Here is a 22,317-nt window from a genome sequence, read left to right as displayed (position 1 = left end):
GCGTCCCCATGGTGGGAAGGGTGCCATCGTCCATGGCCTGGGCGGTGGCACCCCAGAACCAACCTGTCAAGCCGTCAGAAGAAGAGCGGACCTATGCGACCTCCTTCGCGGGCCGTGTCTCGATAGGACGATCATCGTACCAGGTCTGGTCGGCAGCGATCGTCTCCTCGAGCGAACGCCGCGCGCCCGACTCTGGGTCGAACTCGTTCTTGAGGGCCTTCACCACCGCCACGATAACACCCAGGCAGATGAAGCCGAAGGGGAAGGCGCCAATGACGGAGATGGTCTGGACCGAGGAGAGGCCACCGGCAAGCAGCAGGCCCACGGCAGTCGCACCGAGGACGAGGGACCAGAAGACGATGATGCGCTTGGGAGGGTTCTGCACACCACGAGAGGTCATCATCGAGCATACGAGCGTGGCTCCATTGGCCGAGGTGATGAAGAAGACGAGCAGCAGCACCATGCAGAGCACGGACAGCAGACCGGAGAGCGGCATCTGGTTGAGCATCGCGAAGAGGCCCAGGGAGACGTCCTTCGTGATCGCCTCGGAGATTGCCGTGACCCCACCGTTGAGCGTCAGGTCGATGGCGTTGCCACCCAGGACGGTCATGAAGAAGAACGACAGAATGCTGGGGAAGATCAGGGCACCGATGACGAACTCGCGGATGGTGCGACCCTTGGAGATGCGCGCAATGAAGCCGCCCACGAAGGGTGCCCACGCAATCCACCAGGCCCAGAAGAAGATGGTCCACCCGTCAATCCAGCCATTGGTCTGGGAGAACGCGTCGACCCAGAAGCTGTCCTTCACGATGTTGGTGAGGTAGTTGCCCAGGCTCTCGGTGAAGTAGTCCATGAGGAACGTGGTGTTGCCCGCAATGAACAGGAACACCATGACGCCGATCATGATCCACAGGTTGACGTTGGCGCAGAGGCTGATGCCCTTGTCGACGCCGGAGACGGAGGCGACGGTATAGATGATGGTCGCGATGACGACCACGGCGAGCATCGTGGGGATGCCCGAAGGCAGGCCAAACTCATAGCCCAGGCCACCGGAGATCTGAATGGCGCCCATGCCCAGTGAGGTCGTCACGCCAAACACCGTCACGATGACCGCGAGGGCGTCGACGATCTTTCCAAACAGGCCGTTGCAGGCCTTCTCGCCAAAGAGTGGGACGAACACGGAGCTCAGCAGGGCCGGCTTGCCCATGCGATGCTGGAAGTAGCCAAGCCCCGCACCAATCACCACGTACGCCGCCCACGGGTGGAGGCCCCAGTGCAGGAACGTATAGTGCATGGCGTCCTGTGCCGCCTGGATGGTGCCCGGCTCGGCGGTGGGCGGCTGAATGAAGAAGCTCATGGGGGCGGCAACGGAGTAGAAGACCAGACCGATGCCCATGCCCGCAGAGAAGAGCATGAAGAACCACGAGGTGAAGGAGAACTCGGGCTTGTCGTCATCCTTGCCCAGCTTGACGTTGCCATAGCGACTGAAGGCAAGGAACAGCGCAAACGCCACGAATATCGCCATGAGCAGCATATAGAACCAGCCAAAGTTCGTCGTCATGCCTGAGAACAGGCCGGCGATGACGTCGGCGGCCTGGGCAGGGAAAAGAAGCGTCGAAATGATGACGAGAAGGCAGACGACGCCGGCGATGACAAAGACCTGCTTGTCGACCATTTGCCAACTGCTCTGCTTTTCGGACGCACTCGAATCAGCCATGCTTCTCTCCTTTCTTTTCACGAAAACACACGTTGTATATGTAGCCAGAAGGGCGTGCCGCGCGAGTACGCGGCGACACGCCCCAGATAGAGCCGCATCAAGGACACAGCACCAGGCATTGCGTTTGGAACAAGGGATCCAGAAGCTAGGCGATGGCCTTCTTGATCATGGCCTCGATGCTCTCGACGGTGGCGTCATCCTTGACGACCTCATCGATGATCTCGCCGTTCTCGTAGATGCGCATGACGGGAAGGCCGAGTATCTTCTGTGCGATAGCCAGGCGACGGGCCTTGGTGGTGTTGAGCGCGCAGAACTTCAGCTTGTCGCCGTACTGCTCGGCGTACTCCTCCACATGCGGCTTCAGCGCGGCGCACGGCACGCAGCCGTCACCATAGAAGTCGACGAACACCTTGCCATCGGCCTTGAGAACCTCGTCATCAAACGTCTTCTTGTCCAGCTCCAGCATTGTCGCTCTCCTCACTTCATCTCACTGATGTAACCGTTGGCCTGCATGGCAGCGATAGCACCGTCCGCGCAGGCCGTAACTACCTGTTTCAAACTCTTGTGGCGGAGGTCACCGGCGGCATAGACGCCCTCGATGTTGGTGTGCATGTCATCATCGGTCACGATGTAGCCACGCTCATCCATGTCCACCTGACCAGCAAAGAGATCTGTCGTCGGAATCATGCCGATGAATCCGAACAGGCCGAAGATACCATCGTCGGGATCAGCCTCAACGGTGGTGAGCTCACCGGTCTTGACGTTGCGGACGACCATCTTCTGAAGGATGTCGTCGCCATCGACCTCGTCGACGACGCTATCCCACATGAAGTCGAGGCCCTTGCACCTGAAGGCACGCTCCTGGATGGACTTGACAGCACGGAGCTCGTTGCGACGGTGGATAAGCGTGACGCTACGAGCGAACTTCGTGAGGTACATGGCCTCCTCGACAGCCGCGTCACCGCCGCCGACCACATACACGGGAAGGTCCTCGAAGAAGTCGGCGTCGCAGGTGGCGCAGAAGGAGATGCCCCTGCCCACGAACCTCTCCTCGTTCTTGCAGCCGATGGGACGATGGTTGGCACCGGTCGCCAGAATGACGACCTTTGCGTGATACTCGCCGTTGGCACAGACGACCTTCTTGGGCTGACCCTCCAGCTCGACGCTCTTCACAAGATCGCTCACGCGTTCGCAGCCAAACTTCTCCGCCTGCTTGGTCATACGAGCAACCAGGGACGGGCCACTCTCTCCCTCGAGCTGCTGCCCAGGATAGTTCTCAATCTCATCCGTGATGGCAATCTGGCCACCATCCTGCGCTTTCTCGATGATGAGCGTAGAGAGGCGCGCACGGCCGGAATACAGACCCGCTGCCAGGCCCGCAGGGCCAGCGCCAAGAATGATTACGTCGTATACCTTGTCCATAACTGCCAAGTCCTCCGATCCTTTGCCCTTAGATCTTTACCTTGAACACGGTCTGCTCGGTAATCGGAGTCGCCAAGGCATCAAGCGCTACGCCGACTCGGTGATACCGGAGCTTCCACTGCTCTTCCTTCGGCGTAGAGGGATCGCCGAGAGGATACGGAATGGAGATGGTCGGCACGATGCGATTGGCGCCCACCGTCGTGGAGACGGGGACGAGGTTGCACATGTGCACGACAGGGAAACCAGCGCGCTCGAAGACCTTTACCATCGTTGCACCGCAACGAGTGCAGGTGCCTCAAGTGCTGCCGACGATGATGCCGTTGACGCCATCCTCCTTGAGGAAGGGGATCATCTCGGACGCCATGCGGGCAGCCTCGGACTCGGTGGTACCGGTGCCGACGGTGGAGTAGAAGTACGGGTGGAGCTTGCCGATCTTGCCTTCCTTCTCATAGGCGCGCATGGCGTCCACGGGGACGCAGACGTTGGGGTCTGCATCGGCGGCGGCAGGGTCGTAGCCGGCGTGGATGGTCTTGTAGCCATTGGACGCACGGTTGGGAAGGGCATCCAAGCTCGAGATGTCGTAGCGACCCCAGCGCGTCGCGGAGGCGGACTGGATGCGGTCGGGGTTGTCCACGGGCACGATGCCGCCGCTGGTCACCAGGGCGATGTTGGCCTTGGAGAGGTCGACGATGGGATCGGCGATGGGCACGACGTCCTTCTTGGGGATGACCAGCTCCGTCTGATAGGGCTGACCCTTGATCTTCTTGATGAGCATGTCCACGCCGCGGAAGGCCGCAGTGTTCTCGTACTTGTCCTCAAGGAAGATCTCGTGACGGATGCCACGGGGGAAATACCCCTCGGCCACGGCACCCATGAGGGGCGCACCGGACAGGACCTTGTTGGCAAAGCCGATCATCTTCTTGAGGTCCTTGCGCATCTTGGCGGCCGCGTTGGCACCGCTCATGATGTAGCAGTCCTTCTTGAACATGTCGACGCCCGGGTTCTCCACGTTCATGGACGTGATCGTGGGAACCCCGAACTTCTCATGCACGGCCTTGCAGACGTTGCCACAGGCGACGCCATAGCGGCCGGCCTGGAAGGCGGGGCCGGCGATGAGCATGTCAAACTCGAGGCCATCGAGGAAGCCCAGAATCCGGGAGATCGCCTCATCGGTGTTGGAACCCATGAAGTTGTCGCCGCAGATGATGGTGTGCGTGACCTCGGCATCAACCAGCTGCTGGTTGGCGGCCATGGCCGGACCGACGACGCCCTCGCGAATCTCGGGCTCGAAGTCGGCCTTGTCCTCGCCGCCGATGCCGCCGAAGAACTGGTTGACGTAGTAGATGACTTTCTTCATTTGCTTACCTCCTTTACCTGTATCGAATGCCTACACTTCTGCCATGGTCTTGACGGAGAATCCAGAGATGTGGTCCCCGCAGAACCAGTTGTTGTCCTCCATGATGATGGAGCCATCGTCACGGGCGGACTTGCCCAGGATCTCATCGTAGCCCCAGGAACCGGACATGCCATCGCGATTCATGGCCTCAAGGTTGCCGATGACGGTCTTGCAGGCGGGAAGCTCGGTAAGCTCGCCCACGTTGCCCGTAGAGACCAGGGCGGTAAGCTTCTCGTTGAGCACGACGAGCGGCTGGCCCTCGCCATCGCGGCCATCGGACTCGTTGGAGACGCCCACGACGGGGATGCCGGCATCCTCCAGGATGACCTGGCAGCGCACGTAGTCGGTGTCGGGGTTGCCGTAGCCCTCCTCGGTGACGAGCGCGTAGTCAACGCCCAGGTTGAGGGCGATGTTGCGCACCATGACCGCCGAGCGCTCCTTCTGGTTGAGGGCGACGTTCAGGTTGGACATGATGACGCCCACGAAGTTGTAGTCGATCCCGTCGTGCTTGAAGAGCTCCTTGATAAGCGGGAAGTTCTGGAACTCGTACGTCGACCACTTGGAGGAGGCGGGCATGAACGAGCCAGAGATGATGCACCCATCAAACACCTCGGTGGGGCTCAAGAAGGTCGGCAGGAAGTGGTTCATGTCCCAGCCATACAGCAGGTCGTTGTAGCCCATGGCCTCCATCTGGGACTGGGGCTGCAGGACGATGGCGACGTTCGGGAGGTCCTTGCGAGCCTCGTCGCGCTTCAGCACGGGGTCGAACACGTAGGTCTCGGTTTCGTCTGCGTCGACGTCCTTGATGATCTTGCCCACGTACTCGGCCAGGCGGTGTCCAGCCCAGCGAAGGGCGTGGTTGCACTTCTGCTGCTCGTGACGCTCGAACTCCTCGTCGGTATCGCCTACGAGGCAGATGTTGATGAGCTTTGACCAATAGGTGTGCTTGGCTCCCTCGCCACCCATGTCGATGACGCCGTCGCCGAACGACCCCCACTCCTTGCCAACGACCGTGACGCACGTGCCCTTCGCGGCCTTGAGCTCGCCATCACCGGCCGGCACGACCTCGTCGGTCACACCGGGGAACACGCAGCGGCCATCCATGCGGACACGCGGCTCGATCGTCTCGATGACGGGGACGATGCGGGTGTCGTCGCCAGGATGCGCGATGACGATGTCAAGCTCGGTGATGTGATCGTCCTCGCCCTTGAGGTAATCGATCGCGCCCTGCTTGTCGATCGTCAGGATGCCGTCCTTGAACGAGTTCTCGCTGCCGAGAAGCACGTCCTTGACGTTGACGTTTCCAATCTCCAGTTTCATACGGCTCTTGCTCCTTTCTTCTTCCTTTGCTGTTCTTCCTACAGATGCCTTACCGTAGAGCGCCGACAGGCTGTGGACGCACACAGCCCGCTGTGGCCAAGGTTTAGGATACATAATCGCGATTATGTATCCTAATGACCAGAGGCCAGTCCAAAGCTGGGTCATGGCCGTCGGTGAAGGGTAGCCTCTCGGCTCCCAACGGGCGCGGCCACACTCGGCTCACGGCCAAGCAGGCAGGACCATCAAGCGTTTGGTGCACAGGTAAAACGAACCGCAAAAGAGGAATCGTAAGACATGGAGTAGGGCCGCACCTCCCTTCCGGCTGGAAATGGCTTCGCTAGGACTGGCTCTATATATAATAGTAATCGCAGTAAGTCAAATTCAATAGCAAACGGTCAACGGTAGTAATTCCTAGCGAACGAAAGGGTGATGCTCCATGGGAAGGCGCGGGCATGACGTCGACGAGTGCCTGATCTGCCATGCGGAGCTCGAGTACCTCGAGCACGAGGAAGCCATGGAGTGCGCGATCTGCCACCGCACCTTCCCCAGCAACACCCGTTGCGTCCATGGGCACTTCGTATGCGACGACTGCCACCGTCGGGGCCTGGACGCCATCGTGGGCGTGTGCAGGGCCGAGACCACAAGCGATCCCATCGCCATCATGGAGGACCTCATGGGCCAGCCCTTCTGTCACATGAACGGTCCCGAGCACCACACGATGGTGGGGGCGGCACTCCTTACCGCCTACCATAACGCCGGCGGTGAGCTGGACCTCGGGGAGGCGCTCAAGGAGATGCTCTCCCGTGGCAAGCAGGTGCCGGGTGGGATCTGTGGCATGTGGGGCTGCTGCGGGGCTGCGGTGAGCTGTGGCATCTTCATGTCCATCGTCACCGGCACCAACCCCTTCTCGGAGCGGACCTTTGGCCTGTGCAACCACATGACCTCGGAGGCCCTCGCCGCCGTGGCCAAGGTCGGAGGCCCGCGCTGCTGCAAGCGGGAGTCCTACCTCTGTCTGCTCGTTGCCGCGCGCATCGTGCGCGAGGAGCTGGGCGTGACGCTCACCCCCTCGCGCCCCGTGTGCACCCGGGCCGCCCAAAACCGCCTGTGCACGGGACTCGACTGCCCCTTCAGCCCTCTCCACGCCCAGAAGGAGGCCGGCGCCACCCTTCAGGGATGACGCCGGCCGGGGGCTGCGTTCTGTGAGACAGAGCCCAGGCGGGGCCTAGGCCTCCTTCTGGGCGAGCGATGCGCAGAAGCGGACACACACGTACACGCAGAGCACCACGGCGATGACCGTCTCGACGAGCACCACGGGCCCCAGCCATGGCAGGGGCGCACCCATCTTGGCCGCCATGGTCATGACCTGCTTGGAGGCGATGGCGCTGATGACAAAGGGGAAGGTGAAGGACGCCCAACTGGGGAAGAACTTGGCACCCAGCAGCGGGATGGCCCTCACGAGCGCAATGACGTAGATGACGGTCGCGATGGCGAGCAGCACCAGGGCGAAGGGCAGGGACTTGGGCTGGCCGGACTGGATGTAGCCGGCCACGCAGAGGCTCGTGGGGGCCGCATAGATGCAGAACACCGGACGGGCGGGCTCGGGCACCTCGGGCAGGCGCACGTAGCGCACCGTCACCAGCACGAGCAGGGCGACGAGGCACACCAGGCCGAACCAGAAGGCGATGTTACCGAAGGCCTCCATGCCGAAGGCGGGGGCCGTCACCGAGGCCACCACGATGCCCACGTAGACGATGTAGTAGCTCGCAAAGACGGTCTTGAGCTCCAGCCTGCGGAGGAACTTGAGGCTGAACCACACGATGAGCACCAGGTGCAGGGCCACGGCACAGACCCACAGCGCGAAGGCGAAGCCGTGGACGGCAGGGGCGATGTAGGTGCTCAGGAGCATGAGGGCCATGGGGAAGGTGCCCGCGACGCTGGCCTGGATGGGGTTGTCGAGCGCCTTGCGCACGCCGGCGGCATCGACGACGAGCTTGCCGACGAGCAGCACGATGAAGACGAGGGAGAGCACGCCGCAGATGCCGCGTAGCACCTCGGAGTAGCTCTGAAGCAGGTTGCCGAGGGCAGCAAAGCCCAGGGCCACGCCCGCGAAGGGGATGGAGACACGCTTGAGCAGGCTCATGGAGGCCTATCCTTTCGTCGTGAAAAGGGCCACCACACCTTAGCGCGTGGTGGCCCCGCAGGGACGCTATGAGGTGCTAGGCGGCAGCCTGCTCGTCGAGGTTGGTGAGCTCCATCTCACGGCAGATGATCTCGGCCGTCTTCCTGGCGCAGAGGCCGGTGAAGTGGATGCACTGGGCCTTGTGCTCGCCGGAGGCCATGTCCATGCCACGGGTGAGGACGCGGCAGCACAGAGCATGCTTGCCGTTGTTGTCACGGAACCAGTCGTGCAGCTCATGGGTGAGCTCCATGACCTTGACGGAGCGCGGATCCTTGGGACCGTTCTGCTCGTGGCGACCGAAGAACATGCCCAGAGCCATGACGCCGCCGTTGGCAGCCCCGCACATGCAGCCCGAGCGGCCGACGCCCACGGCCATGCCGGAGGACATCTCGATGATGGAATCGGGCAGATCCAGGCCAAAGCCGTCGCGTATGGCGGACATGACAGCCTCGCAGCAGTAGAAGCCACCGGCGTAGAGCTCCTCGGCAGCCTTGCCGATCGCGGATGGGCTGATCTCGTTCTTGGTCACCTTCACGTTGCTCTCGAGTGCCATCTCTCTCCCTCTCCTCTCGGATGAGCCCTGTCCCCCTCGTGGACTCCTGTGAACAGGGTTGCCAGCAGGTCAAAAAAACCCGCATAATACGTGTATTATGCTATCAGATTTTATCTGAAATTGGAAATAAAATAATCGAGGAGTTGTTCCCGTGCACGAACGGGGGCACCACGAGAAAGGCAGCGAGACATGGCCCAATGGTTCGTAGGCGTGGACATCGGCTCGACGGCCACCAAGGTGGCGGTACTGGATGAGGCACTGGACACCCATAAGCTCCTGCTCATGCCCACTGGCTACAGCAGCAGGGAGACGGCCGAAACCGTACAGAGGCAGCTCCGTGAGGCGCGCATCGACGTTGAGTCCCCGGACGTCATCACCGTGGCAACCGGCTATGGGCGCATTGCCGTCCCCTATGCGGAGACGGCAGTGACGGAGATCACCTGTCATGGCCGTGGAGCGGCAACCCTCTTTGGCGAGGAGGGCACCGTCATCGACGTAGGCGGCCAGGACACCAAGGTCATCTGCCTCAAGCATGGGCGCGTGACGAAGTTTGCCATGAACGACAAGTGCGCCGCGGGAACGGGGCGCTTCCTCGAGGTGATGGCCAACCGCCTGGGCGTCACGCAGCAGGAGATGTCCGACATGGCACGTACGGGGCGTGACACGAAGATCAGCAGCATGTGCACCGTCTTTGCGGAGTCCGAGGTCATCTCCCTGGTGGGACGTGGCGAGCCGCGCGAGAACATCGCCCGTGGCGTCATCGACTCCGTGGTGGGTCGCATCGCCACGCTGGCGGCGCAGGGCCAGGGTGCCCCCTACTTCCTCACGGGCGGCCTGTGCGAGAACGCATATATCATCGAGGTCCTCTCGCACAAGCTGGACTCCCCCGTCTCCAGCTGCCCCGAGGCGCGCTACGCCGGTGCGCTGGGCGCGGCCCTGGAGGCGGAGCGCCGCGCCGCCGTGAGCGCGTAGCGCGAGGGTCCGAATGCCGTCGCTTGCAGGGCGGCCCTGACCACAACGGGGCCCAAGACGCAACGAATAGGGGGAGGGGTGCGCGAGTCGAGCTCGCATGCCCCTCCCCTTGCTCCGAGGCCCTCGCCACCGGACGCATGCCGAGGGCCTCTGCGCTAGGCCAGGGAGATCACGAACTGCACGGTGGTGCCAGCGACGGGAAGCTGGGAGTTGGCCTCGAACTTGATGGGCTCCTGGAAGGCGTAGGAGGCATTGCTGATGATGCCGAGCGGGCAGCTCTCAAGGCAGAAGATGCAGCCCGTACCGGCCTTCTCGTTGGCCTTCTTGTTGCCACCGAAGCGGACCTGGAGCGGACGCGTGTCGGAGGCGGAGATGAAGTCCATGGGGTCGTAGTCATTGCCGTCGAGCCTGATGACCACCTTGAGGTCAGACCCCTCGATGGTGCCCGTCTCGTCCTCGAGCTTGATGTTGTTGCCAGGCGTGGCCCCGATCTGTTCGAGGGCGTCGTGCACCTGTGTGGGCGTCGCCTCGGTTATGAAGCGCAAGGAGCGAGCGCTCGCTCGCCAGACAGAGGCAGCGAATGGCAGACTCGAGGCGATCCTTCCCTCCCTGTGCAGGCAGTAGGCTCAACCGCGCCTTCCCCGCATGTGAGAGGCCGAGTTCCGCCGCAGTCTCAGGAACTCCCGAGTCCCCCTGCAGGAGCAGGCCGAGGGTCACATCGTCCGCAGAGACGACCATGGCCCGAACCCTCCCGGGAGCCACGTGCAGGCGATAGGTTAGGGAAGGCACGCAGAGGTCCAGCGCATCCACGAGCAGACGACGCAGGAGGGTCCGCCTGGGCGCTAGGCCCTCGGGCGGGCAGACGAGACGCTCCTCGGGCCCACCACCATAGGCAAGCAGCGGGTTAGGCAATGCCGCCACATGCAGGGCGTGCCCGTGCGCAAGATCGACGAGGGCACAGAGCAGCTCCTCGGCACCCAGGGCGAAGGCAAACCCGTACGTGCGCGCCGGGGCAGGGTCGTGTTCGACGTCGCTAAGCTGGAGGTCGACGCCCTTGGGGCGCTCGACGAGATGCGTCAGGACCTCGATGTCATCAGCGACCTCCTGTTGGCAGGCGAGCACGTCCTGCCCCGCTTCGTCCGCCAGGCTCGTCCCCTGCGCCGCGACGGTGACCGTACACTTGCCGCAGACGCCTCGGCCCCGGCAGGGCGCATCCATGAGCCCATGCCCGGAGAGCAGCTCGTAGAGGTTCTCCCCCTCTGCGCACTCGAGCACCCTGTTCTCGCGAACCAGACGTACGCGCGCCATCTCTCCCCTTTCTCGGCATGCGGAGCCACCCTACCATTCGACGAGGCTACGAGCAGCGCTCGTCGGAAGAAAAGATCATGGTAGAGGAGAAATGCTCGGGATCGTAGAACCAGCCGCCCTTGAGGACGTCGGCGGGGTTGGCGGAGCAGTTTGCTGCGATACCGACAGACACACCCACAACAGTACTGATTGTGGGTTGACTAGTGACTGAGCCCTCCCCCGCCGCAGAGACGACAAAGGTCACAGTCGCCAGGACAGCGGCGAGGGCACCGGCAGCGTAGTGGATAGGCAGAGTCCGGACTTTCAATCCTGTGATGAGCGGCAACAGCCACGCAGCCAAGCGGTAGTGGGTCCATGGGAGGAGTTCCCTCTCACACAAGACAGACGCCGGGGAGTCCCGGCGGCTGCCAACAGCAAAGCATACGTTGGTTGACTTGCTATCCGACCGTAGTCACTTCCGCATGTTCGAACACATAGGGGCTGAGCTCGTTGCCCAGACCCGGCAGGTCCGGAATCGAGAAGTAGCCGTCCTCAGGCTGGTAGTCGTGGACGCACAGGCGACGGTTGTAGTCGTAACGGTTGTACACGTGGTGCTCGTGGATGGTGAAGTTGGGCAGCGTGCACTCTAGCTGCAGCGCCGCGGCGGTGAGCAGGGGGCTGGAGCACACGTGCACCTGAACGCCCACATCGTAGGCCTCGGCCATGTCCGCGACCTTCCTGACTTCGGTGATGCCACCGCAGTTGCCCAGGTCCGGCTGGATGAGCTGCACAGAGCCATCCTCGAAGTACGGTGCGTACTGCCAGCGGGTGTACACGCGCTCGCCCTGGGCGATGGGAATGTTGAGCTTGCCGCCGATGAGCTTGGTCACCTTGGGCGTTGGCGTGCAGGGCTCCTCGAAGTAGTAGATGCCGTAGGGCTTCACCGCCTCACCTAGCTGGACGGCGGACTGCGCATCGACGTTGGAGTGGTTCTCCATGATGATGTCCACGTCCGGACCCACCTCCTCGCGCACGGCGGCAACGCGGTCGCGCACGAGGTTCACGAGGCGCGGGCTCAAAAGGCGCGTGGTGTCCTCGTAGCCGAAGCGGTGCCCGTCCACCTCATCGAAGGTGAGGAAGTCGATCTTGATGGCGTCGTAACCCTCGTCGACCGCCTTACGGGCGTTGCGGCGGTAGTCCTCAAGGGAGACGGCAGGCGTCTTCCTGTCATCCCAGCCGAACTGCAGCTGGCTCGCATAGCAGCGCAGCTGGTTGCGCATCTTGCCACCCAATAGCTGGTGGACGGGGACGCCAAAGTGCTTGCCCTTGATGTCCCAGAGGGCCACGTCGATGGCCGACATGGCCGCGAAGATGACGGGCCCACCGTTCTGCCCCCAGAAGGTGGTGCGATAGAGGTCCTGCCAGATGAGCTGGCTCTGGAGCGGATCACGGCCGATGATGAGGCGGGAGAACTCCTCGAGGGCCGCGCGAGCCGCGGTGGAGGGACAGCCGTAGGCCATGCCACACTCGCCGTCCCCAAAGATGCCCGCATCAGTGTGGATGCGGCACAGCACCGGAGACCATGCGGGGTTGTCGGTGGGCCTCTCCTGCAAATGCATGATGTCTATCTTGGTGATTCGCATAACGCCTCCAATGAGCTCAGAGTTCCACCTAGTCCATGGACCACTCGAGCGCACGATTCTTGAGATGCTCGAAAATCTGCATGACGATCACGAGAACAACAACCAGGAAAATGAAGCCGGCCCACGTTTCGGGGTAGAGGCCGTAGTCCGCATACTTCTTGACAAAGAAACCCATACCGTACTTTGCACCGTACATCTCTGCATAAACAAGCATGACAAACGAGCCACGCAGAGAGGTGACGAAGCCAGAGAGAATGGAAGGACTGGCTGCTGGGAGAATCACCTTGAAGAATTTCTTGACTCCCCGCAACTCGAGGGCAGCAGCATTATCGAGATAGGTCTTGTTGATGGTCTGGATACCTGTGATGGTTGCAAAGAGCGTCGCCCATATGGTCTGATAAATAATTAAGAAGAGCGACGCACTCCAAAAGTTAGGGGCTAGCAACAGGGCAAAGGGAGAGAGCAGAATCGAGGGAACCACGCTGATAGTGTAGATAACCGGATGAAGCACCTCGCGGGCGCGTCTGTTCATACCTAGAATCGACCCAACTGTCAAGGCGATGGTGCTAGCGATGACTAGGGCCGGAACGAGAAGGCCAAACGAGGAGAACATGTTGATGACCATCGTTTGGCTATATTCTTTGAACGCCTCCGCAACCTGCCCCGCAGGCGGGAAAAGGAAGGCATTGATGAGCTTGTTGTTTGCTATGAAGACATACAGGGCGACGAGCCCAGCAAAGATCAAAAAGGTAATCCAATATTTCTTGATGAAAGCGCCGACCCTGTCCATGCTACGCCCTCTCTGTCCTCTTCCGTCGCCAGTGTTCTACTTGTTTTGATTCTCAAAGAACTCCTTGCGGCTCGCCCACCACTCGGGATACTCATCCGCATGCTCCTCGGAGATCTCCTTAAGGGCGTTCTCATAGAAGCTCGTGTCGATATGATCCTCAAGTTTGAAGTTGGCCGCTTCCTCGTCACTGACAAGGTCAATCTTCTGCATGACCTCGTAGGTATCCTCAATCTTGTGCTTGACTGGATCGGTATCGGGTCTGTAGTGCTCGTTCTTGAGATAGGCAGCCACATACTCCTCGTTGGTGTTGAGCTCCTTGGCAAGAATGGTGACACACTCGTCAATATTGGCCTGGAAGTAGGCATTGGCACGTACCATGGCGCGCATGAGAGCGCGCATGGTCTTGGGATTGCTCTTGACGAAGTCGGTACGCATATCCATACGGCAGCAACCGTACTCGGACATGAGTTCATCCGCATACACGACGATGTCCACGTCATCAGAATTGTTAACGGTGTAGAGCATATCGCCCGACATATAGCCATAGTCGGCCTCACCCGCAACGACGGCAGCCAAGCGATCAGCAGAGGTGTTGGTACTTACCCAGGTAACCACCTCGTTGGGATCGTAGCCAGCCTGGATTAGGGCGTAGCAGACAGGAATCTGGGGGGCTTTGTGAGCAACGCGCTTGCCCACGAGGTCATCGATTCCGTTCCACGTGGTACCCTTCTTGGCAATGAGGTACATGCCCTGCAACATGTAGCCGCCCACGAAAGTGAAGTCCTGGCCAGTCACCATCTGCTTCAAGGGGCCGGAGGTACCCTGGTTCGACGTAATATCAATGGCACCGGAACCCAAAGCGGTCATGGCATCGGTATCGTTCTGCACGGGATCTTCAACGACGGTCAAGCCCTCGTCAGCGAAGTACCCCTTCTGCTGGGCAAGGGTCACGAAGATGTTGCCAGAGTTGGCGCGGCCCCAGTGAATAGTATCCACTTCAAGGTCGTGCGCAGCCGAGTTCGCAGGAGTTGGCGCATTGGCCTCGGAGTTGTTGCAGGCACCGAGAGCCAGACCAGCTCCAACGGCGGCGAGGTCGCCAAAGAAGGACCTACGAGTAAGGCTTCCAGAGAGATCGTGCGGCATGCTCTTTCCTTTCTTCGTACTGGTCGCGTAATCCATTGCAGGCCATAGAGGACCACGGGAGCGTGATTGGACAACCCCACCTCATTCGACGTGAGCGGTGATATCCATGTTCATGCGCTTCACGAGGTCGTTCCTGAGGCTGAGGATCCACGGATCATCGAACTGCGTCTCGCGAGCCGGACGATGCTCCGATGGAATCGAAACATCGAGGATGACTTGGCTCGGAGATTGCCCCAGCATGCAGATGCGCGTGGCAAGTAGCAGGGCCTCATCGACGTCATGGGTCACAAAGAAAACAGTCTTTTTCTCCTCCTCCTTCTGCCAGAGATCCATGACAAGATCTTGCAGACGGACCCGTGTGACGGCATCAAGCGCACCAAATGGCTCGTCCATAAGAAGTGTCGGGGGATCAATGCCAAAGGCGCGAGCTATCGCACAACGCTGCTTCATGCCACCAGATAACTCCCTCGGGAGCTTCCGATAGATGGAAGGATCCAGTCCCACCTCTATGAGCAGCTGTTCCACGCGCTCCCTAAGTGCGGCCTTGCCTATCTCTGGAAACTCTTGATGAAGACCTAAAGAGATGTTCTCCCCTGCGCTCATCCAAGGAAAGAGACCATAGTCCTGAAAGACGATTCCCCTGCTTAGGCTCGCTTCCGAAATCGGCTGGCCGCCGGAGAGAATCTCACCTGTGCTTGGCGTCTCCAAGCCAGCAATGAGCCTGAGGAGTGTAGACTTTCCACAACCGGACTGCCCCAAAAGACAAACGAACTCACCGTCTTGAACATCCAGATCAAGATGCTCGAGGATTAGTCGGTCAGTACCCTTGTACGCAAACGACAGGTCCTTGATGTGGACTCCCATGACTTCCCCTCGACCTTGACTGCTGCAAAGATTCCCGCACCCCACTACATAGAGGACAGTTCATCTGACAAATGAGGCTCAACTATAAAGAGGCACCCTCAACAGTGAGAGCGTCGAGCAAATAAGCCCGTGCTATAGCATCTCGATGAAGGCGGCGATACGCGTGGAGAGCTGGCCCGAGTCGCCATCGGAGTAGTCGGTCTCGAGCTTCATGTAGGGCATGCCCATCCCATCGCAGAGGCGCTCGACGAGCGAACCCTCCACGTTGAAGGGGTGGCAGCCTGTGAGCACGTTGTCGATCACGCCGGCAACGCGGTACTTCTCGCAGAGGTCCCTCACCGAATCCAGACGCCCCTCGTTGGGGGTCATCACGGCGCAGTTGATCTTGAGGTAGCGATCAGACAGGGCCCGCAGGATGTCCGGCGCCTCCGGATCAATCATCATGCGACTCGTGCGCTCGCCGTTGCAGGAGTCGTTGCAGACGATGACGCCACCGCTCTTCTCGATGACCTCGCCAATCTTCTTGATGACGCCACCGGTGGGGCAGCCCGTGATCATGATGCGCTTGGCGGTAGAGGGCACGGGGCGCTCGCCCGCCTCATAGGCGGCCTTGTGCTCGGCCACGCTGCGCTCAAGGCTCGCGGCGTACTCCCCGCAGTCAAAGTAGAAGGTGCCAGCAAGGGCGGAGCTCATGATCTCGCAGCCCCAGGTCATCGGAGGCTCGCTCACCTGAAGCTCCGCTTGATCGATGACGGCCTGCCGCAGGCGGTTGCGCTTGCGGGCGGCGTCGCGCAGCTTCTCCTCCGTCACCTCCACGCCCAACAGCTCCTCGATGTGCTCCTTGAAGAGCTTGACCTCGTCGTACCATGCGTCGAACTCGTAGGCACGGTCGTGACCATTGGGCAGGCGCAGCACGTAGGTGTGCTTGATGTCATCCAGAAGCTCGTACATCTTCTTCTTGCCGTCGCAGGTGGTCTCGCCAATGATGAGGTCGGAGAAGTAGGTGTAGGGGCACTTGTCCGTGAGGGCGAAGCCGTAGGTGGACTTGATGAGCGGGCAGAGGCCACGCGGGAGCACCGTCTCGGCGGCCTCCACCGTCTCGTCACTGGTGCCACAGAGTCCCACGCTGGAGACGCCCGCCGCGTCCAGCACCTCGAGTGGTGCGTAGGAGCAGAGGTAGCCCGCGAGGCGACCACCACCCTCCTTGAACTCCTTCACGCGCATGAAGTTTGCCTTGCGCGTGTCGTTGTACTCATCGAAGGTCTTGGGCAGCGTGACGGTATCCGGCATGGCCTGCGCTTCCTCTCCCGCACCGTACCTCGTACAAGCTGGGGTGTGGCACGATCCCGTGCATCTGTCTATTTGGACAATAGTATAATACTAATCGCGATTAATTTACACGATTCTACCGTACGTATTTGTCGTTATTTCATGAAACTGATCTCACGGATGAATAGTGGACCACTGCACGGTTTCCAGAACTGGAAACTCTCGCTCGTGCCGCCCGTCTTCTCCACCAGGTGGACGTCGCGGACCACCATGCGCTCGTCAATGGCCTTGCATATGTCGTAGACGATGAGCAGTGCCACAGAGACTCCCGTGAGCGCCTCCATCTCCACGTCCGTCTTGTCGCTCGTCCGCACGCGACAGCATGCCCTGATGCTGTGATGCTCGGGACACAGCTCGAAGGAGAGGGTGGCGTTGGTGAGGCTGAGCAGGTGGCAGAGGGGAATGAGCTCCGAGGTGCGCTTGCAGCCCACGATGCCGGCCATCTGGACCATGTCCAGCACGTCGCCCTTGCGCACCTGCCTGCCCTCGATGGCGTCGAACACCTCCGGAGAGACCTCGATGATCCCTGTGGCGAGCGCCATGCGGGAGGTGAACGCCTTCTCGGAGACGTCCACCATGCGGGCGTTGCCCCTGGCATCGAAAGTGCATGAACTCCTGGGGAGCGTCGTGCGCCCCCTCCTCGTGCCGATCCATCAAAACCTCCTCGATCGCTGGTCCCTGGGGCCAGGTGAGTGACTACCCCTCCAGGAGGAGGAGGTCATCCTCGTCGAACCGCAGGTAGTCCGGCAGGCCCCGAGCATCGAGGTCCGACCAGCCGGAGCGCTGCACGAGCCAGGTGATCCTCTGGTCGCGCGCGGGTGCCTCCAGCTCCGGCAGCAGGTAGTAGTTTCGCTCAAATTGGAGCTGGGTGCGTGCGACGAGCCGAAGGCGCAGACAGTTCTCCTGGCGAGGCCCCCACACGGGACGGAACTGGTGGGCACGGTAGCCCACATGAGAGACCCTCCGGGATGGTTCGACTTCGCCTGCCCCATGATATCGGGGATGCCGATCAGGAGGGCGAAGACGGTCGAGACCACGGTGAGCTGCAAGGTTACCGACAGGCCACCCATGACCTTGGGGATGACCCGCACGAAGTAGTCAAAGTCGAACATGATCGCATCCTATCGGCAGGGGTGATGGCCGACGCCGCGATTACCCACGTCATATATTCCTCTGCATTATAAGTTGATTGCTGTACGAAAATCGACCGGAAGACGAACCGATCGAGCTTCCGGTCGAAGGCGCACGGAATGACGCGGGTGGGACATACGGCTACTGGACGTCATCCAGGACGGGTGCCCAGACCTTCGCCAGAACCTCATCCGCACTCTGCTCGCTATCGATGACGCCGTACTTCTGGTAGTCGGCAATGATGTCGAGCAGGGAGTCCTTGGTGCGCTGCTCCGTGATCGTGTAGTCGAACGCCTGCATGAGGGCGAGGTCGTCATCGCGGTCCCCGGAGGCCCAGGAGTTCTGCAGGAGGATGTCGAGCGCCTGCTCCGTGTTCTGCTCGATGAACACGCCGGCCTTCTGGAAGGCGCGCGTGTAGCGCTTGACGTGCACGGGGTTCTCCTTCGCGAAGTCGCTGTTGAATGCGAGGATGCAGCAGGGTTCGACCTTGAAGTCGTCATCGTAGGTGAGCGACCGGATGTAGGTGATGGTCCCATCGCTGACGAAGGGCATGGCGTACTGGTCCTCGAGGACCGCCGCCGCTATCTCGCCATTCTGCATCCCCTGTATGCAGGCCTCCTTGGCGACCTGCTTCCACTCGACGTCGGTCTTGGGATCCACCTCGTCGCGGCCCAGGAAGCGCATGGCGATGTTCTGGTCCGCGCTGCCCATGCCCTCGGGAACGCCGATGGTCTGGCCCTTAAGGTCCTGGGTCGACCGCACGCTCCCGTCCGTCAGAACGTAGAGCGACTTGCACCCCGAGTGGATGCCCAGCGTGAAGGTCATGCCGATGCCATTGTAGGCGGGCACCAGGAGCGAGGCGATGTGGGTGCCCACGACCTGCACCTGCCCCGACCCGACCGCATCGATCTTGGATTGGACGTTCATGAGCTCGCAGTCGAGGCCCTCGTCTGCGCTGTAGCCTTGGTCCTCGGTGATGCCAAAGGCACCCAGGCAGAGGCCTCCACCGTAGCCCACGGTGAGCTTCTTGCCATAGAAGGGCTCCTTCTTGATGGCCTCCTCTTCCTCCTCCCTCGACATCTCGTAGACGGCCTTGGTGGCGTCTGCGGCAGACGTGTCGTTCTCGTTGGCACCGACCTGCGTGTTGCCGCATCCGACAAGGGCAAGCCCCACCAAGGCCGCCCCGCCCACGAACCCCCTGCGCGTCACCATGCTGCTCATCTTGCTCTCCCCTCTCATGACCATGACCGATCCTGCTCGCCAGGCGCTCGCACGCCGACGGGCGTGCCGACGCTACGAGGAGACCCTCCCGAAGTTCAAAAGTGACAGAATCTGGTTGCGATATGCCGTAAACTCCCCACCCGCCCTGTTGCGCGGATAGTCGAGGTCGATCCTGATGGCCTTCGCCACATGGGTTGGGGCGGGAGACATCACGATGACATGCGTACCCATGTAGATGGCCTCATCAACGTCATGGGTCACCATGAGGATCACGTCGTTCTTGTCCTGCCACATGGCGAGGATCGTATCCTGCATCCCCATGCGGGTGAAGGCGTCGAGCGCCCCCAGCGGCTCGTCGAGGAGCATGACCTCTGGATCGTTGATGATGGCGCGAACGAGGGCGATGCGCTGCGCCATGCCCCCTGACAGCTGATGGGGATAGACGTCCGCGAAGTCTCTGAGGCCCGCGAGCTCAAGCATCCGGTCGACGCGTCGTTCGAGGTCGCCGTCCTCTCCGCACATGCGCGGGCCAAAGGCGATGTTCTTGCGCACCGTCAGCCACGGGAAGAGCGTGGGCCTCTGGAAGACCATGCCGCGACGCGGGCTGGGGCCCTCCACCTTGGTGCCGTCCAGCAGGACGGATCCCTTGGTGGGCACCTCGAGGCCGGCGACGAGGCGCAGGAGCGTGGACTTGCCGCAGCCAGACGGCCCTACGATGCACACGAACTCGCCGGCGGACGCTATAAGGCTCACGTCGTCGAGCACGTCGACCACGTCGTGGGGTCCCACCCCCGCGAAGCTCTTGCTCACGTGGTTGACCTCGAGCCTCATCGCTCCTCCACCATCCCCTCCTGCCAGACGAGCACCCGGCGCCTGATCCTCTCAAGCAGGAAGTTGACGGCCACGAAGATGAGGCATATGACGATGATCGCCCCGTACATCTTGTCGTACTCCGCCCAGTTCTTCTGCCAGGTGATGTACCAGCCCAGCCCGGACTGCACGCCTATCATCTCCGCCACGATGAGCGCGGTGCAGGCGGAGCTCATGGCCTGCGTCATGCCCTGGAAGATGCTCGGCAGGGCCGAGGGGATGGAGACGTGCGTCACCAGCTGGCGGGAGCTCGCGCCCAGGATGCGCGCCGCCTCGTAGTACGACCTGTCGATGGTGCGGATCCCCGTGATGGTGGAGACCGTGATGGCGAACCACACGCCCAGGGCGATGATGAACACCGCCCCCTGGAAGAGCGACATGGCCAGCACCATGACGACGGGAATCCACGTCGTTGACGGGATCGCACCCAGCAACCGTGTGAAGGGAGAGATCCAGTAGTTGATGCGCCTGCTGTAGCCGCAGGCGATGCCCGTCGCAAGCCCCACCACCAGGCCGATCGCATAGCCCGTGAACAGGAGGATGAGGGAGTGCCAGGTACAGTCGAAGAGGTATGCCCCATCGGAGAGGATGGCGTTCAGCACCTGGTCGACCGAGGGGAAGAAGGGCATCATGAGGCTGGCTGACTTGTCGGTGAGCAGGTCATAGCCAATGAAGAGCAGGTAGATGAGGACGTGGAAGGGCGCCTTGTGGCGTATGTGCCGCATGGTGCGCCCGGAGCAGAAGGTCAGGAGGGCGCCCGCCAGCGAGAGGGCCACGAGCGCGCTCAGGAACCACACGTACACGAAGGTGGTGCGGTAGCCGGGCCTGTTGGGAACGTAGAGGTACTCGAGGATGCCGCCCATCCCCACCAGCACGGGAAGCAGGCAGACGGCATGGTCGACCGCTCTCTCCCGGGGCGTCTTGCGAGCGTTCTCGAGGTCGAGCAGTTCCTCCCTGCTCAAGTTTCCAGTCTCCATAGGCCTCCGCCATAGCCAGGTTCTCATGTCTCCCGCTCATATGAGGACCCATTATAGAATTATCATGGTCAATAAAACGTAGGCTTTCACTGGGCATCCGCCAGCGGCGGCAGACGAGGGCGTCCCGAGACGGGCGGGCGTGGACGAAGGCAGGCCATGGATCCCGCCCGCGGCCGTAGCTCCCCCGTTCGCACGACAGCACGACCGCTGGCGGAAACACGTCCCACACAGAGGGGGGGACGGACCCTGCGCCTCGCACTTCCCCGTACGGGCATTCTACAATGGGTGTATCTCATCGCTGGAGCAGGGGTGCCCCGGACGCCCAGGGAGGCGATACCATGCGGTACGAAGGCCAGATCTGTCGCACGCCACGTGAGCGCGCATCATTCATGCTGCCCATCAGCGTCGGATGCCCCTACAACCGCTGCAAGTTCTGCGACCTCTTCAAGCACCTCAGCTACCGCACCCTGCCCTTCGAGCAGGTGAAGGCCGAGGTGGGGCGCATCGCGGCCACCGGGAGGTCCCCGCGCGGCGTCATGCTGGGAGACGGCAACGCCTTTGGCGTGAGGACGGAGGATCTGCTCGCCGTCCTCGAGCTCATACACCGGCAGCTTCCCGGCTGCGCCAGCGTGAGCGCCGATGCCACCATCTCGAGCATCGCCGCCAAGAGCAACGAGGAGCTCGCCAAGATCGCCACAGGTGGCCTGCGCACCCTCTACATCGGCATCGAGAGCGGCCTGGACGACGTGCTCGCCTTCATGCACAAGGAGCACGACAACACGACCGCCCGCAGGCAGATCGCCCGCCTGCACGCCGCTGGCATGGAGTACGGAGCCCACATCATGACGGGCATCGCCGGCCACGGGCGCGGCATCGAGAACGCCCGGGCGACGGCGGCCTTCCTCAACGGAACCAAGCCCCTCTACATCTGCAACTTCAGCCTCTTCCTGCATCGGGACGTGGAGCTGGGCCGGGAGGTGGAGCGTGACAGCTTCGTGCCCGCCAGCGAGCAGGAGAACCTGCACGAGGACCGCGAGCTGGTCTCCCTCCTGGAGGGACCGGTCGACTTCGACGGCTTCCATGACTACGTGGAGCTGCGCGTGCACGGCAGCCTGCCCGAGGATCGCGAGCGGATGCTGCGCCAGCTGGACGCCGCCATCAAGGAGTTCGAGGTGGAGGAGCCCCTCTTCTCGATGGTGGGGTCCATCGCCAGGCAGAGGGAGCCCAAGGACGAGGAGGATCCCGAGGAGACCCGCGTGGCCTCGTAGGCGCCCGCGTGGCGGGGCTCCATCGCGCCTGCCACACGCGGCGCGGGGTATCGCAGCAGCTGCGGCACCCCCTTCCTCGCAACGATGGCCTCATGGGAGCGAAACGGCCCCAAGTGCGTGCCCGGCCGTGTGCTTGCGGCGCGTCGGCGGCGTCCACTGCCGGCAAACGCCCAGGATTTCTGTTCGTGAGAGGCTGGGATTGCTCCGGTTGACCACGCGAGCCCCCTTTGGGCCT

Annotated in this window: 23 protein-coding genes; 3 read left to right on the top strand and 20 right to left on the bottom strand. The window is 61.8% G+C overall.

All coding sequences use genetic code 11. From position 1 onward, the window contains the following. Positions 1-91: 91 nt before the first annotated feature. The 5 genes from J2S71_RS09250 to J2S71_RS09230 form a co-directional block, all read right to left on the bottom strand. On the bottom strand, positions 92-1,717 hold the full coding sequence (locus tag J2S71_RS09250) for a BCCT family transporter (RefSeq protein ID WP_307391147.1): 1,626 nt from the start codon (positions 1,715-1,717) through the stop codon (positions 92-94). Positions 1,718-1,862: 145 nt separating this feature from the next. Next, the gene (gene trxA, locus J2S71_RS09245; RefSeq protein ID WP_307391143.1) at positions 1,863-2,183 is read right to left on the bottom strand and encodes a thioredoxin TrxA; all 321 of its coding nucleotides are present in this window, start codon (positions 2,181-2,183) and stop codon (positions 1,863-1,865) included. Between the two features lie 11 nt (positions 2,184-2,194). Continuing rightward, a complete protein-coding gene (trxB, locus tag J2S71_RS09240) occupies positions 2,195-3,139 on the bottom strand; it encodes a thioredoxin-disulfide reductase (protein ID WP_021726585.1) in 945 nt (314 codons plus the stop codon). A gap of 28 nt (positions 3,140-3,167) precedes the next feature. Beyond that, complete coding sequence (gene grdH / locus J2S71_RS09235) at positions 3,168-4,496, bottom strand: betaine reductase selenoprotein B (RefSeq protein WP_084620915.1); 1,329 nt, start codon at positions 4,494-4,496, stop codon at positions 3,168-3,170. Between the two features lie 30 nt (positions 4,497-4,526). Then, positions 4,527-5,855, bottom strand: a complete 1,329-nt coding sequence (locus J2S71_RS09230) for a glycine/sarcosine/betaine reductase component B subunit (RefSeq protein ID WP_021726589.1) — start codon at positions 5,853-5,855, stop codon at positions 4,527-4,529. 436 nt (positions 5,856-6,291) lie between these two features. Here J2S71_RS09230 and J2S71_RS09225 point away from each other — a divergent pair, with 436 nt between their 5' ends. Beyond that, on the top strand, positions 6,292-7,032 hold the full coding sequence (locus J2S71_RS09225) for a DUF5714 domain-containing protein (RefSeq protein WP_021726630.1): 741 nt from the start codon (positions 6,292-6,294) through the stop codon (positions 7,030-7,032). Between the two features lie 45 nt (positions 7,033-7,077). Here the strand turns inward: J2S71_RS09225 and J2S71_RS09220 are convergent, their stop codons facing one another. Then, positions 7,078-7,995 carry a TDT family transporter gene (locus J2S71_RS09220; protein ID WP_307391139.1) on the bottom strand — a complete coding sequence of 306 codons (918 nt, stop codon included), beginning with the start codon at positions 7,993-7,995 and terminating at the stop codon, positions 7,078-7,080. 76 nt (positions 7,996-8,071) lie between these two features. Further along, a complete protein-coding gene (locus tag J2S71_RS09215) occupies positions 8,072-8,587 on the bottom strand; it encodes a C-GCAxxG-C-C family protein (protein ID WP_021726560.1) in 516 nt (171 codons plus the stop codon). Between the two features lie 189 nt (positions 8,588-8,776). Here J2S71_RS09215 and J2S71_RS09210 point away from each other — a divergent pair, with 189 nt between their 5' ends. Continuing rightward, positions 8,777-9,559, top strand: coding sequence for an acyl-CoA dehydratase activase (locus J2S71_RS09210; RefSeq protein ID WP_307391135.1), 783 nt, complete (start codon positions 8,777-8,779; stop codon positions 9,557-9,559). 155 nt (positions 9,560-9,714) lie between these two features. On the opposite strand, the gene J2S71_RS09205 is transcribed toward J2S71_RS09210, so the two are convergent. The 13 genes from J2S71_RS09205 to J2S71_RS09150 all read right to left on the bottom strand — a co-directional run bounded on the left by J2S71_RS09205 (position 9,715) and on the right by J2S71_RS09150 (position 20,799). Beyond that, positions 9,715-10,104 carry a YdjY domain-containing protein gene (locus tag J2S71_RS09205; RefSeq protein ID WP_307391133.1) on the bottom strand — a complete coding sequence of 130 codons (390 nt, stop codon included), beginning with the start codon at positions 10,102-10,104 and terminating at the stop codon, positions 9,715-9,717. Beyond that, positions 9,986-10,867: a 2Fe-2S iron-sulfur cluster-binding protein gene (locus tag J2S71_RS12355; protein WP_370873220.1), complete on the bottom strand. Its 882-nt coding sequence runs from the start codon at positions 10,865-10,867 to the stop codon at positions 9,986-9,988. Before J2S71_RS12355 ends, J2S71_RS09205 begins: the two co-directional genes overlap by 119 nt. A gap of 46 nt (positions 10,868-10,913) precedes the next feature. Continuing rightward, positions 10,914-11,039 (bottom strand): hypothetical protein, encoded by a 126-nt coding sequence (locus tag J2S71_RS12350; RefSeq protein WP_370873219.1) that lies wholly within the window; start codon positions 11,037-11,039, stop codon positions 10,914-10,916. Positions 11,040-11,304: 265 nt separating this feature from the next. Beyond that, a complete protein-coding gene (locus J2S71_RS09195) occupies positions 11,305-12,465 on the bottom strand; it encodes a mandelate racemase/muconate lactonizing enzyme family protein (RefSeq protein WP_307391127.1) in 1,161 nt (386 codons plus the stop codon). Between the two features lie 52 nt (positions 12,466-12,517). After that, positions 12,518-13,279: an ABC transporter permease gene (locus tag J2S71_RS09190; RefSeq protein ID WP_307391125.1), complete on the bottom strand. Its 762-nt coding sequence runs from the start codon at positions 13,277-13,279 to the stop codon at positions 12,518-12,520. Between the two features lie 36 nt (positions 13,280-13,315). Next, the gene (locus tag J2S71_RS09185; RefSeq protein WP_307391122.1) at positions 13,316-14,422 is read right to left on the bottom strand and encodes an ABC transporter substrate-binding protein; all 1,107 of its coding nucleotides are present in this window, start codon (positions 14,420-14,422) and stop codon (positions 13,316-13,318) included. Positions 14,423-14,503: 81 nt separating this feature from the next. Then, complete coding sequence (locus J2S71_RS09180) at positions 14,504-15,286, bottom strand: ABC transporter ATP-binding protein (RefSeq protein WP_307391120.1); 783 nt, start codon at positions 15,284-15,286, stop codon at positions 14,504-14,506. A 132-nt stretch (positions 15,287-15,418) separates the two neighbouring features. After that, positions 15,419-16,576, bottom strand: a complete 1,158-nt coding sequence (locus J2S71_RS09175; RefSeq protein WP_307391117.1) for a double-cubane-cluster-containing anaerobic reductase — start codon at positions 16,574-16,576, stop codon at positions 15,419-15,421. A 134-nt stretch (positions 16,577-16,710) separates the two neighbouring features. Beyond that, on the bottom strand, positions 16,711-17,265 hold the full coding sequence (gene moaC / locus J2S71_RS09170) for a cyclic pyranopterin monophosphate synthase MoaC (protein WP_307392464.1): 555 nt from the start codon (positions 17,263-17,265) through the stop codon (positions 16,711-16,713). Positions 17,266-17,311: 46 nt separating this feature from the next. Further along, a complete protein-coding gene (locus J2S71_RS09165; protein ID WP_307391114.1) occupies positions 17,312-17,566 on the bottom strand; it encodes a hypothetical protein in 255 nt (84 codons plus the stop codon). 321 nt (positions 17,567-17,887) lie between these two features. Next, a complete protein-coding gene (locus tag J2S71_RS09160; protein ID WP_307391112.1) occupies positions 17,888-18,967 on the bottom strand; it encodes an ABC transporter substrate-binding protein in 1,080 nt (359 codons plus the stop codon). A 72-nt stretch (positions 18,968-19,039) separates the two neighbouring features. Then, entirely contained in the window at positions 19,040-19,798 is a 759-nt protein-coding gene (locus J2S71_RS09155; protein ID WP_307391109.1) for an ABC transporter ATP-binding protein, read from the bottom strand. Beyond that, positions 19,795-20,799, bottom strand: a complete 1,005-nt coding sequence (locus J2S71_RS09150) for an ABC transporter permease (protein WP_307391106.1) — start codon at positions 20,797-20,799, stop codon at positions 19,795-19,797. The genes J2S71_RS09155 and J2S71_RS09150 overlap by 4 nt, the downstream gene beginning before the upstream one ends. 353 nt (positions 20,800-21,152) lie before the next feature. Here J2S71_RS09150 and J2S71_RS09145 point away from each other — a divergent pair, with 353 nt between their 5' ends. Next, positions 21,153-22,082 carry a radical SAM protein gene (locus tag J2S71_RS09145; RefSeq protein WP_307391104.1) on the top strand — a complete coding sequence of 310 codons (930 nt, stop codon included), beginning with the start codon at positions 21,153-21,155 and terminating at the stop codon, positions 22,080-22,082. Positions 22,083-22,317 lie beyond the last annotated feature (235 nt).

This window comes from Olsenella profusa DSM 13989 (assembly GCF_030811115.1).
Classification (GTDB): Bacteria; Actinomycetota; Coriobacteriia; order Coriobacteriales; family Atopobiaceae; genus Olsenella_F; species Olsenella_F profusa.
Note: the sequence above shows the minus strand (reverse complement) of the source record. Positions and strands in the feature narration are given on the sequence as shown.

Coding starts and splice junctions, on each gene's coding strand:
- J2S71_RS09225 (WP_021726630.1), top strand. CDS start 6,292: ATGGGAAGGCGCGGGCATGACGTCGACGAGTGCCTGATCTGCCATGCG.
- trxA (WP_307391143.1), bottom strand. CDS start 2,183: ATGCTGGAGCTGGACAAGAAGACGTTTGATGACGAGGTTCTCAAGGCC.
- J2S71_RS09185 (WP_307391122.1), bottom strand. CDS start 14,422: ATGCCGCACGATCTCTCTGGAAGCCTTACTCGTAGGTCCTTCTTTGGC.
- J2S71_RS09210 (WP_307391135.1), top strand. CDS start 8,777: ATGGCCCAATGGTTCGTAGGCGTGGACATCGGCTCGACGGCCACCAAG.
- J2S71_RS09145 (WP_307391104.1), top strand. CDS start 21,153: ATGCGGTACGAAGGCCAGATCTGTCGCACGCCACGTGAGCGCGCATCA.
- J2S71_RS09160 (WP_307391112.1), bottom strand. CDS start 18,967: ATGAGCAGCATGGTGACGCGCAGGGGGTTCGTGGGCGGGGCGGCCTTG.
- J2S71_RS09220 (WP_307391139.1), bottom strand. CDS start 7,995: ATGAGCCTGCTCAAGCGTGTCTCCATCCCCTTCGCGGGCGTGGCCCTG.
- J2S71_RS09175 (WP_307391117.1), bottom strand. CDS start 16,576: ATGCCGGATACCGTCACGCTGCCCAAGACCTTCGATGAGTACAACGAC.
- J2S71_RS09190 (WP_307391125.1), bottom strand. CDS start 13,279: ATGGACAGGGTCGGCGCTTTCATCAAGAAATATTGGATTACCTTTTTG.
- J2S71_RS09180 (WP_307391120.1), bottom strand. CDS start 15,286: ATGGGAGTCCACATCAAGGACCTGTCGTTTGCGTACAAGGGTACTGAC.
- J2S71_RS12355 (WP_370873220.1), bottom strand. CDS start 10,867: ATGGCGCGCGTACGTCTGGTTCGCGAGAACAGGGTGCTCGAGTGCGCA.
- trxB (WP_021726585.1), bottom strand. CDS start 3,139: ATGGACAAGGTATACGACGTAATCATTCTTGGCGCTGGCCCTGCGGGC.
- J2S71_RS09195 (WP_307391127.1), bottom strand. CDS start 12,465: ATGCATTTGCAGGAGAGGCCCACCGACAACCCCGCATGGTCTCCGGTG.
- J2S71_RS09250 (WP_307391147.1), bottom strand. CDS start 1,717: ATGGCTGATTCGAGTGCGTCCGAAAAGCAGAGCAGTTGGCAAATGGTC.
- J2S71_RS09230 (WP_021726589.1), bottom strand. CDS start 5,855: ATGAAACTGGAGATTGGAAACGTCAACGTCAAGGACGTGCTTCTCGGC.
- J2S71_RS09215 (WP_021726560.1), bottom strand. CDS start 8,587: ATGGCACTCGAGAGCAACGTGAAGGTGACCAAGAACGAGATCAGCCCA.
- J2S71_RS09155 (WP_307391109.1), bottom strand. CDS start 19,798: ATGAGGCTCGAGGTCAACCACGTGAGCAAGAGCTTCGCGGGGGTGGGA.